The sequence below is a fragment of the Aerococcus viridans genome (genome assembly GCF_002871935.1).
Taxonomy (GTDB): Bacteria; Bacillota; Bacilli; order Lactobacillales; family Aerococcaceae; genus Aerococcus; species Aerococcus viridans_B.
The window spans coordinates 1-10,335 of record NZ_PNHQ01000031.1 but is presented as its reverse complement, the minus strand read 5'-3'; the positions used below and the strand labels follow the sequence as shown (position 1 = coordinate 10,335).

Sequence of the window (10,335 nt, the reverse complement as noted above, 5' to 3'; positions counted from 1 at the left end):
TCTGCAGAATATACTTTTCTATTCATAAAAAAATCCCCTCTAAAGCAGACTTATTTTATTAAGTGTCTACTTTAGGGGGAGCATATCAGACCTTCATGACGAATGGCTCAGTTCTACAAGAAAATATATTAAATTTGATCAATGAGAGACCGGTAAAACATTGTATAGTATTTTACACAGGATTATGGACTTGACATATCTGGAAAGGTGAAAAAGTAATATATCATTATCACATCTGGAAAATAGAATTAAATAAAAAACTAGATAAAATATTTTTACTTCAATTACTAGAAGAGGATAAGAAACAAATTTTATCTAATGTAACTGGATCAACAATGGTTCACATAACTAAATCAGGAATGGAAGAGAAGAATGTAATAATTCCAGAGAATATTTATGAACAGCAAAAAATAGGTATTTTCTTTAAAAAAATTGACGAAATGATTCAATTGCAACAATCGAAAGTAAATAAATTAAAAGATATTAAATCTGCTTATCTTTCGGAGATGTTTCCAAAAGAAGGAGAAAAATATCCGAAGAGACGATTTGAAGGATTTACAGAACCTTGGAAGACGATTAAAATGAGAGAAGTGTTTTCAACTGTTTTAAGTGGAAATAGATTACCAAAAACATCATTAAGATGAAAATATTTAATACGCCAAGCATTAGTTTTTCAATAGATAACCCTGAGGCTATATTCTTGCAAGAGGAAAACTATTTTACCTCAAATATCATGAGGGTTTTGATAAATAACGATTTAGAGAAAGAAGAATATATATTTTTTGTAGAAACTTTAAGAAAAGCTACTGGGGGATTTAATTGGGGTGTAAAGTTTAGTGGTCCGGTAGTTTTAGATTTAGATATTAATGTTCCATTCAATAAAATGGAGGATAAAATTGATAATCAAGAGATCAAGAAAATTGGATTATTTATTAATGAATTAGATGAAGCAGAAAAATTAGAGAAGAGTAAATTAGAAAAGCTAGAGAAACTAAAACAAGCTTATTTAAACGATATGTTTGTTTAGAAAGGAGGAAATTGTATGCAACAAAAAACATCATCAGAACAAGCATTTCAAGATCGCTTTGTGCGTGAATTAGAAAAATATAAATGGAAAGCACCTGATCATTTAGATGGGAATAAACAACGCGTAACGGTCAATCACTTAGTTGAGAATTGGCGTCATGAATTAAATCGAATGAACGTTGATCAATTAGAAGGAGTTCCTTTAAGTGATGCAGAGTTCGAACAAGTCATGGCAAAGGTAAAACAAATTGATAATAGTTTTGAAGCAGCCAAACTCTTAGCGATGGAAGGATCAACTGGAAAAATTGATGGAATTTACCGAGATGATCATCCTGGTATAACTCGCCAACAAATTACGTTAACAATTTTTAAAAAATCTCAAGTTCGTGGGGGTGACTCGAGCTATCAAATTGCTCGAGAAGTGGAGAGTGAAAATGGGAATCGCTTTGATGTTGTCTTATTAATTAATGGCTTGCCGTTAATTAATATTGAACAAAAGCGAACAGATAAATCTTTAGACGAAGCTTTTGGACAGTTTAAACGTTATTATCGAGATGGAGAATTTGTCAATAATTTCATGGCATTCTCTCAAATGATGGTTATTATGTCGGAAGTCGCCACTCGTTATTTTGCGGCACCAAAATCTATTAATGACTTTAACAAAAGTTTTGTTTTTCAGTGGGCAGATGCTGATAATAATCCAATCAATGACTGGCAGAAAGTGATTGAACACTTTTTAATGATTCCAATGGCTCATCAGTTAGTTGGAGACTATTTAATTATTGATGAAGCCCAAGATGAAGAAAACCGAAGACACATGATTATGCGTCCATATCAGGTTTATGCTTTACAAGCGGTTGAACGAGCTGCTTTAGGCTGGGGTGAAGATGGTATTCGTCATGGAGGATATGTCTGGCATACAACCGGGGAAGGTGTCATAATAGTGATGGGTGCAGTTTGTGTTATTAAATCAAGGGTTTCAGGAACTTTAAATGAATAAATAAACAAAAGCATTGAAGAGTAATACTTGATTTTAAGAGGAGGGATTAAATGAAAATTGTCATGCCGGAAAAGAAGAAATTATTTGATATAGGGCTTGTGTTGCTTGGGATTGTTATCATTGCATACATATACAATCCACTTAGGAATATTATAAATCCATTTATTTATGCACTAGTTCTAGCTTATTTATTGAATCCTGCTGTTAAACTTCTGGAAAAAAACAAAGTCAATAGGATATGGGCAATCCTAATTGTCTTTGTTCTTTTGTTTTTTTTGTTCAGCATAGCTTTTGCTACCTTAATACCAAGACTAACAGGGGATTTGCGGGTATTTATAGATGAAATTCCAAATATATTGAAGTTTATTGAAAAAATTGTGGGAGAGCTCCAGTCAGGACAGATACCTTTCATTCCTGAAGGGGTTCAGGAGTTTTTAAATTTGGATGAACAGATCAAGAATATTGGGGAGGTTCTTAGAAATTCATTAAGAGGAGTTTTCAATAGATTTGTCTCATATACTGGGACTTTTCTGGATATTATTATAACTCCTATAATTACATTTTACTATCTTAAGGATAAAGATAGGATAATGAAGGCAATTACTGGAGAAATACCTGTAAAAAGACTGGCCAAGGCTAAAGAACTGGGCGGAGAGGTGGATAAGGTGTTGGGAGGCTTTATAAAAGGACAGCTGACAGTGGCTGGATTTGTAGGTATTTTAACGGGGATGGGCTGTTGGATTATTGGAGTGCCATATTCTCTGACAATAGGTCTAGTTGCTGGGATTACAAATATAATACCCTACTTTGGTCCATGGATTGGAGGGGTTTTGCCAGTTATACTTGCTTTTATGGAAAGTCCCATAATGGCACTTTGGGTTACAATGCTGATTGTAGTCATCCAGCAAGTTGAGTCTGCATTCCTGTCTCCACAAATCATGTCCCATTCAGTGGGGCTACACCCACTTCTTGTAATGTTTTCGGTATTATTTTTTGGGAATATGCTGGGAATTTTGGGTATGATAATAGGTGTTCCCTTGATGGGGCTTCTAAAGATTGCTTTAAGATACTTAAAAGAGTTTAGGAGCGAGATTGATTCAAAACCAATTTAATCTAATTCTTAATTTTGTTGAGAAAGAAAAAATTAAATATTAGATAATAAAAATGAATACAAATACATTAGAATTGAGGACTTGAGTGAAAATTTTCAAGCCCTTTCTAACTGTTAATAAAACAAAAAAGTATGATAATATGGTTTTTTAATGAACTATGTTATTTTGGAAGAAGTGTATAAATGAAAAAGAGATAAAGTCCATATAATTGTGTAAAAGATAAAAGGCCATGTAACAGCCCTTTTACGGTACAATGTTTTTAACCACAAAGACATACCCAGGAGGACGTTACATGACCCAAGTACATTTTACACTGAACAACGAAGAGGTTCAAAGTATTATTGAACATTCGGTAAAAGATGAAGTTTCTAAAAATATTTTGACCACTGTTTTCAACCAATTGATGGAAAATCAACGAACAGAATATATTCAAGCCGATGACTATGAACGTTCAGAAAGTCGTCAGAGTCAAAGAAATGGCTATTATGAGCGAGACTTTACGACTCGTGTGGGCAAACTCAAGTTAAAAGTGCCTAGAACACGTGATGGTGAATTTTCTCCGACGGTGTTTGAGCGTTATCAGCGAAATGAAAAGGCACTGCTCGCTTCAATGCTTGAGATGTATGTTTCAGGCGTTTCGACACGTAAAGTTTCAAAGATTGTTGAAGAGCTATGTGGAAAATCGGTATCGAAATCTTTTGTTTCTAGCCTGACTGAGCAGTTAGACCCGATGGTCAACGAATGGCAGAACCGTTCACTCTCAGGTACGAGTTATCCTTATCTGATGAATGATGTTCTCTACATAAAAGTCCGTGAGGACCATCGAGTGCTTTCTAAAAGCTGCCATATTGCGATCGGGATAACAGAAGGTGGAGATCGTGAAATCATTGGCTTCATGATCCAAAATGAAGAAAGTGATGACACATGGTCCATCTTCTTTGAATACTTAAAAGAACGCGGTCTACAGGGGACAGAACTCATCATTTCTGATGCCCATAAAGGCCTAGTGTCTGCAATTCGTAAGTCATTTACCAACGCAAGTTGGCAGAGATGCCAGGTCCATTTTTTAGGAAACATCTTCAGTTCCATTCCAAAAAAGAATTCAAAACCGGTTAGAGAAGCAGTAAAAGCGATCTTTAAGTTTACGGATATTGAACTCGCTCGAACAGCTAAGAATGCCTTAGTCGGTGAATATATCGACCAGTCTAAATATACAAAAGCTTGCGAAACATTGGATAATGGCTTCGAAGATGCCTTTCAATACACGGTTATCGGAAATGGTCACAATTGGCTAAAAAGCACCAACCTTCTTGAACGACTGAACTAGGAAGTCCACAGAAGAGAAAAGATTATTCGGATTTTTCCCAACCGAACGTCAGCCAATCGATTAATTGGAGCTGTCCTTATGGACCTTCATGACGAATGGCTCAGTTCTACAAGAAAATATATTAAGTTTGATCAATGAGAGACCGGTAAAACATTGTATAGCATTTTACACAGGATTATGGACTTGACTTATTCGAGTATAATAAATACTTATGATATAACAAGAAAAGAAATTGAAAGTTATCTATTCTATTTAGGGAGAAATATATCATTATTTGATTTGCTTACAGATGTAGTTAATGGAAATTTTACTGAGTTTCCATCTATAGCTCCTTTTGCAAGGCAAAATAGACCACCTGATGAAAACTTAAAATCAATAAATAGCGAGAATTTTAGGGAAGTAATTGAGATTATTTTTGATAGATTTTTTATAGAAAATAGAACTAATTTTACTGATTTCTTTACAGAAATTTTGCGTAATATTGGTCGATATTCAATTTCATTTAATATAAATGCATTTGAATTCAATAATCGAAAATCAGAATTTAAAGATATCTCTGTTTTATCATTAGGACAAAAAGTTGTAGCTATGTTAACTGTTATTTTCAACCATGGTGATTATTCACATGAAACGAAACCTATTATTATTGATCAACCAGAAGATAACTTAGATAATAGATATATTTATACAAACTTAGTAAATCAGTTAAAAAACTTAAAAGAAAAAAGACAAGTTATTATTGCAACACATAGTTCTACTATTGTAACTAATTCTTTGGTTGAAAATGTAATAGTTATGGAGTCAGATGGAAAAAATGGATGGATTAAAAAGTCGGGATATACTTTGAATTTGTCTATAAAGAAGGATATTATTCATATTTTAGAAGGCGGAAGCTTATCATTTGAACATAGAAAGAATATATATAATGATACTTTAAGTGAGGGTAGTAAATAAATATATATTAAGTGATAGATTATAATGGTTTACGCTTGTATAGCAAACTAATGAATAGATAATTTTAATAACTCTTTGCATGTGTTAAAATCAGGATTAACTATTAATAATACTCAGGATTATTTTTGTAATGTTAAACAAGTAGTAGGGAAGGGCAAATTTATGTTAAAAATTTATAATACATTAACCAATCAGAAGGAAGAGTTTAAACCACTAGTGCCAGGAAATATTTCAATGTATGTATGTGGTCCTACTGTTTATAACTACATTCATATTGGGAATGCCCGGTCTACTGTTGCTTTTGATACGGTACGCCGCTATTTTGAGTATCGTGGCTTTGATGTGAAGTATGTGTCTAACTTTACAGATGTGGATGATAAGATTATTAACCGTGCGAATGAAGAAGGGTTAACCCCTGAACAAATTGCGGATAAGTATATTGAAACATTCTATGAAGATACGGATGCTTTAAATGTGAAACGTGCTACTAAAAACCCACGTGTTGTGGAGAATATGGATGATATCATTCAATTTGTGGCGGATTTAGTGGATAAAGACTTTGCGTATGTAGTAGACGGTGATGTCTACTATAGAACGCGTAAATTTGAGAAATATGGTCAGCTATCTGATCAAAGTATCGATGATTTACGGGCAGGGGCATCTGAGCGATTGGAAGCAGATAGCCAATCGAAGAAAGAGGATGTTGTAGACTTTGCCTTATGGAAGGCAGCTAAACCTGGTGAAATTTCTTGGACTTCTCCTTGGGGTGAAGGTCGTCCGGGCTGGCATATTGAATGTTCTGTGATGGCAACGAAACTGTTAGGCGATACTTTAGATATCCATGCAGGTGGCCATGACTTAACTTTCCCACATCATGAGAATGAAATTGCTCAATCTGAAGCACATACAGGCCATACCTTTGCTAATTATTGGATGCATAATGGGTTTGTGACAATGGGTGATGATGATGAGAAGATGTCTAAATCTTTAGGTAACTTTGTCTTAGCCCATGACTTAATCCAACAAGTCGATCCACAAGTGGTTCGCTTCTTCTTGGCATCAGCACATTACCGGTCGCCGTTAAGATTTAACGAAGAAAATATTCAAGATGCCACCAAAAACTTAAACAACTTGAAGACAGCTTATGCGAACTTAAACTACCGCTTTAAAGACGCTAAAGATAGCTTAGATAATGATGCGGACATCTTAGCGCAAATTAAGCATATAGAGAATGCATTTATTGAAGCGATGGATGATGATATTAATACGCCTAATGGTTTAACTGTGGTTTATCGTTTAATGCGTGATATGAATGTATATACAAACCAAAAAGAAGTATCAGTGCCAGTTCTTGAAGCTTTCAAAGAAACTTTTACAGCCCTGTTAACGATTTTTGGGGTCACTTTATCCGATGAACAAGAGTTGTTGGCGGATGATATTCAAGCTTTAATTGATGAACGTAATCAAGCGCGTGCTGATAAAAACTTTGCCCGTGCGGATGAAATTCGTGATCAATTAAAAGCTGAGGGTATTATTCTTGATGATACTGCTCAAGGTACGCGCTGGAAGCGTGCGTAAGTTTAAGTGCAAACGAAAGTAATGAGAATCAATACAGAAATGAGTCAACTAAATGTCTGAAAAAGAGTCTTTATCAAAAAATGAAATCAAGCAACTAAGCGGCCTAACCTTGGCTTATTTGGGAGATGCTTCTTGGGAGGTTGTCGTGCGTGATCACTTGGTCAAAAGTGGCCTAACGAAACCAAAGGATTTACATAAAGCAGCTACTGAATTTGTCTCCGCAAGAGGACAAGCGCTATTAATAGAGGCGATGCAAGCTGAGGAAGGATTCCTTACTGAAGATGAAATCACCATCTTTAAACGAGGGCGTAACGCGAAAAGTCACTCAAGCGCTAAAAACGCAGATATTCATACTTATAGACTGGCAACTGGATTTGAAGCGTTGATGGGTTTTGCTTATTTAAATGATCAAGACCGCTTTAAAGACATTGCAACCTTCTGTATTCAATACATTCAACACGCACAAAAAGAGGAGTAAGCACATGGCTAGAAATAATCAAAGACAAAAAAACAGAGATAGACAACCCCGTAAAACCAATAATAAGGAAGCTTTAGAGCAATCTCCTGATTTTGTCTATGGCTTTCATGCCGCAATGGAAGTGCTAGAAAGCGATCATGACGTCAACAAAATCTTCTTACAAAATGGCTTAAATGAAAAGAATGCGCAAGCGATTTTAAAAGCTGCGAACAAACGAAATATCTTAGTGTCTAATGTACCAAAAGAAAAATTAGATACGCTTTCTGATGGCGGTAACCACCAAGGTGTTGTATTGGCTATTGCAGCATACAAATATGCAACATTAGAGGATATCTTTAAAAAAGCCGAAGCCGCTAACGAAGACCCTATTATTATGGTCCTAGATGGCATTGAAGATCCACATAACTTAGGTTCTATTTTAAGAACAGCTGATGCTTCAGGAGTTCATGGTGTCATTATTCAAAATCGCCGCGCTGTCGGGTTAACGCAAGTGGTTGCCAAGACTTCAACTGGTGCGATTGAACATGTGCCGGTTGTACGTGTAACCAATATTTCTAAAACCATTGATACTTTAAAAGAACGTGGCGTATGGGTATTTGGTACAGATATGAAAGGTCAATCCATGTGGCAAATGGATGCGACACTTCCAATTGCTGTTGTGATTGGTAATGAAGGGAAAGGCGTTTCACCAGGTGTGAAAAAACACCTTGACGGCATGATTACCATTCCAATGCGTGGTCACGTTCAAAGTTTAAATGCTAGTGTAGCAGCAGGATTATTAATGTATCAAATTTATCAAAGTCGTATGGGTAATAGCTAATTAGGGAATTGATATCATAGTCAGTTAACGAAGAAAGGAGGGATGACATGGCACTAAAAAAAGAACGCTTAATCGTTGATGGGTACAACATGATTGGTTCATGGCCTTTACTTGTGAAATTGAAAAATCGAGATGAAATTGAGGCTGCAAGAGACTTATTGTTAGAGACCCTTTCTAACTATGTAGGCTATCATGATATCGAAACATGGGTAATTTTTGATGCCATGTTTGTCCCGGGTATTTCTAAAACTTATGAACAATTTAACCTACATGTCGTCTTTACTAGTGAAGGGCAAACTGCTGATTCATATATTGAAGAGATGATAGTAGATTTGGTGAGCCCCTTACATAATGTAACGGTTGCGACGAGTGATTTAGCTGAGCAGCGAATTGTTTTCCAAAAAGGTGCTTTAAGACAATCAGCACAAGAGTTATATAGAGATGTACAGAAAACCAATGTGGAAATTGCACATGGTAGTAATGATTATGAATACAACAAATATCAAAGATCCATACCATGGTCAGTCCATCAGCTAGATAAACTAAATGATTTTTATAAGCGTTTAATTGATAAGAAAAGTGAATAGCATAATTTGGTGTGTTTGGTCTTTTGGACTGCGCTTGGTTGATCTATATGGAGAGGATAAACTATGGCAAAGCGTAAACAAAGTAAAGACCAATCACAGGTATTGGACTTAGTGTTACAAGGCAAAAATAACCTTACTGAAGAAGTATTTGATGCATTATATCAAGAAGTTTTACCTACTTTATTTGCTAATCGTTGGCGTGTTCCAAAGTATATCTTGGAGAATGATGATTACTATCAAGAAGCTAGAATTTGTTTAGTTCAGGCGATTGAAACGTATCGATTAAATAGTAAAGCTACATTTACAACTTACTTTGCAAATGTTTTTAAGAATAGGTTATTGGATATTCGCCGGATGCATATGACAGATAAACGTATTGCGAATTTTAAGGTGGAACGTTCGCTGGACTTATTTGCAAATGAAGGTGAAGAAAATAGTATTGAAAACCGGCTACAGACGAAAGAGTTGCCACCCGAATATGTATATCTCTTCAATGAGACTATTACCAAGTATGAGGATAGTTTGTCTGCTATGGAGAAAACTGCCTATGATTATTTTAAACTAGGATTTTCTTATGAAGAGATGGAAAACTATACTGGTTATACTAGGAAACAAGTACATTCGTTAATTGCCAAGTGTAAGCGAAAATACCGCCAAATTTTATCTGAATATTTTGACGATTTATAATGTAGACGGTTCTTCTGCTTTTGAAAACCATGTATATTTTGATGCTCAGGAAATGAATTGTTTTGAGGAGTTGGCTGATGACAGTGCAACTCCTTTTTGCTATTTATGGTATAATTAAAAGTGCAGGAAAAATAAATTGACATTGATCATCGGAGTAAGTACTATGTACAATGAATCATAAATCAAGGAGCTTGTGAATTATGGCAACAAAGAAAGTAGCACTTGCTTGTACAGTATGTGGCTCTAGAAATTACACAACAAATAGTAATGCCAATAACCGTACAGAGCGTTTAGAAGTGAAGAAATTCTGTAGACACTGTAACCAACATACAATGCATAAAGAGACGAAATAGTCATACCTGACTAAAAGATGATAGAGGGCGAGGGAAGTAGATGCAATTTTTAAAAGATGTATGGCATGAAATGCGATTGACTACATGGCCAACTGGTGGCGAATTAGTACGTTACACTGGTATCGTACTGTCAACAATTATCATGGTGGCCATTTTCTTAGGGATTATTGATACCTTAGCGCAATGGGCCTTTGCGTGGTTTATCAACTTATAATAAAGCCATTAGAGCTATTAAAAAACTGCCGTTATAGTTAGGCAGTTTTTTTGTTTGGATCAATTGAATGTGTGGATAAAAAAAGGTTCTGTGTCAAATAGTGTTGGTGACCAAAAATAAATAATCACAGTTATTTTTTTAATTAAGTTTTTAATAAAGGAGGGGTCATGTTTATTTACAAGATAAGCATGGCCCTTTT

Annotated in this window: 12 protein-coding genes and 1 pseudogene; all 13 read left to right on the top strand. The window is 35.2% G+C overall.

Annotated elements, in window-relative coordinates; translation table 11 throughout:
• Window positions 1-197: 197 nt before the first annotated feature.
• The 13 genes and pseudogenes from CJ191_RS08725 (at window position 198) to secE (ending at window position 10,136) form a co-directional block, all read left to right on the top strand.
• Complete coding sequence (locus CJ191_RS08725) at window positions 198-644, top strand: restriction endonuclease subunit S (protein ID WP_102199536.1); 447 nt, start codon at window positions 198-200, stop codon at window positions 642-644.
• Complete coding sequence (locus CJ191_RS08720; protein WP_102199535.1) at window positions 641-1,027, top strand: hypothetical protein; 387 nt, start codon at window positions 641-643, stop codon at window positions 1,025-1,027. The genes CJ191_RS08725 and CJ191_RS08720 overlap by 4 nt, the downstream gene beginning before the upstream one ends.
• Window positions 1,028-1,042: 15 nt before the next feature.
• Window positions 1,043-2,026: a type I restriction endonuclease gene (locus tag CJ191_RS08715; RefSeq protein WP_102199534.1), complete on the top strand. Its 984-nt coding sequence runs from the start codon at window positions 1,043-1,045 to the stop codon at window positions 2,024-2,026.
• Between the two features lie 50 nt (window positions 2,027-2,076).
• Window positions 2,077-3,138, top strand: coding sequence for an AI-2E family transporter (locus CJ191_RS08710; RefSeq protein ID WP_102199533.1), 1,062 nt, complete (start codon window positions 2,077-2,079; stop codon window positions 3,136-3,138).
• Between the two features lie 292 nt (window positions 3,139-3,430).
• Window positions 3,431-4,603 (top strand): annotated as a pseudogene (locus CJ191_RS08705) (IS256 family transposase).
• 45 nt (window positions 4,604-4,648) lie between these two features.
• Entirely contained in the window at window positions 4,649-5,419 is a 771-nt protein-coding gene (locus tag CJ191_RS08700) for an AAA family ATPase (protein ID WP_180960965.1), read from the top strand.
• Window positions 5,420-5,581: 162 nt separating this feature from the next.
• Window positions 5,582-6,997 carry a cysteine--tRNA ligase gene (gene cysS / locus CJ191_RS08695; protein ID WP_102199531.1) on the top strand — a complete coding sequence of 472 codons (1,416 nt, stop codon included), beginning with the start codon at window positions 5,582-5,584 and terminating at the stop codon, window positions 6,995-6,997.
• Between the two features lie 52 nt (window positions 6,998-7,049).
• Window positions 7,050-7,475 (top strand): Mini-ribonuclease 3, encoded by a 426-nt coding sequence (locus CJ191_RS08690; RefSeq protein ID WP_102199530.1) that lies wholly within the window; start codon window positions 7,050-7,052, stop codon window positions 7,473-7,475.
• Window positions 7,476-7,479: 4 nt separating this feature from the next.
• Window positions 7,480-8,295, top strand: a complete 816-nt coding sequence (gene rlmB / locus CJ191_RS08685; RefSeq protein ID WP_070468476.1) for a 23S rRNA (guanosine(2251)-2'-O)-methyltransferase RlmB — start codon at window positions 7,480-7,482, stop codon at window positions 8,293-8,295.
• A gap of 47 nt (window positions 8,296-8,342) precedes the next feature.
• A complete protein-coding gene (locus CJ191_RS08680) occupies window positions 8,343-8,882 on the top strand; it encodes an NYN domain-containing protein (protein ID WP_102199529.1) in 540 nt (179 codons plus the stop codon).
• 63 nt (window positions 8,883-8,945) lie between these two features.
• Entirely contained in the window at window positions 8,946-9,569 is a 624-nt protein-coding gene (locus CJ191_RS08675) for a sigma factor (RefSeq protein WP_102199528.1), read from the top strand.
• Between the two features lie 200 nt (window positions 9,570-9,769).
• The gene (rpmG, locus tag CJ191_RS08670; RefSeq protein WP_102199527.1) at window positions 9,770-9,922 is read left to right on the top strand and encodes a 50S ribosomal protein L33; all 153 of its coding nucleotides are present in this window, start codon (window positions 9,770-9,772) and stop codon (window positions 9,920-9,922) included.
• 40 nt (window positions 9,923-9,962) lie between these two features.
• Entirely contained in the window at window positions 9,963-10,136 is a 174-nt protein-coding gene (gene secE, locus CJ191_RS08665) for a preprotein translocase subunit SecE (RefSeq protein ID WP_102199526.1), read from the top strand.
• Window positions 10,137-10,335 lie beyond the last annotated feature (199 nt).

Excerpts from the sequence above, each read along its gene's own strand:
- rpmG (WP_102199527.1), top strand. The coding sequence starts at position 9,770 with ATGGCAACAAAGAAAGTAGCACTTGCTTGTACAGTATGTGGCTCTAGA.
- cysS (WP_102199531.1), top strand. The coding sequence starts at position 5,582 with ATGTTAAAAATTTATAATACATTAACCAATCAGAAGGAAGAGTTTAAA.
- CJ191_RS08715 (WP_102199534.1), top strand. The coding sequence starts at position 1,043 with ATGCAACAAAAAACATCATCAGAACAAGCATTTCAAGATCGCTTTGTG.
- CJ191_RS08710 (WP_102199533.1), top strand. The coding sequence starts at position 2,077 with ATGAAAATTGTCATGCCGGAAAAGAAGAAATTATTTGATATAGGGCTT.
- CJ191_RS08675 (WP_102199528.1), top strand. The coding sequence starts at position 8,946 with ATGGCAAAGCGTAAACAAAGTAAAGACCAATCACAGGTATTGGACTTA.
- secE (WP_102199526.1), top strand. The coding sequence starts at position 9,963 with ATGCAATTTTTAAAAGATGTATGGCATGAAATGCGATTGACTACATGG.
- CJ191_RS08690 (WP_102199530.1), top strand. The coding sequence starts at position 7,050 with ATGTCTGAAAAAGAGTCTTTATCAAAAAATGAAATCAAGCAACTAAGC.
- rlmB (WP_070468476.1), top strand. The coding sequence starts at position 7,480 with ATGGCTAGAAATAATCAAAGACAAAAAAACAGAGATAGACAACCCCGT.
- CJ191_RS08720 (WP_102199535.1), top strand. The coding sequence starts at position 641 with ATGAAAATATTTAATACGCCAAGCATTAGTTTTTCAATAGATAACCCT.
- CJ191_RS08680 (WP_102199529.1), top strand. The coding sequence starts at position 8,343 with ATGGCACTAAAAAAAGAACGCTTAATCGTTGATGGGTACAACATGATT.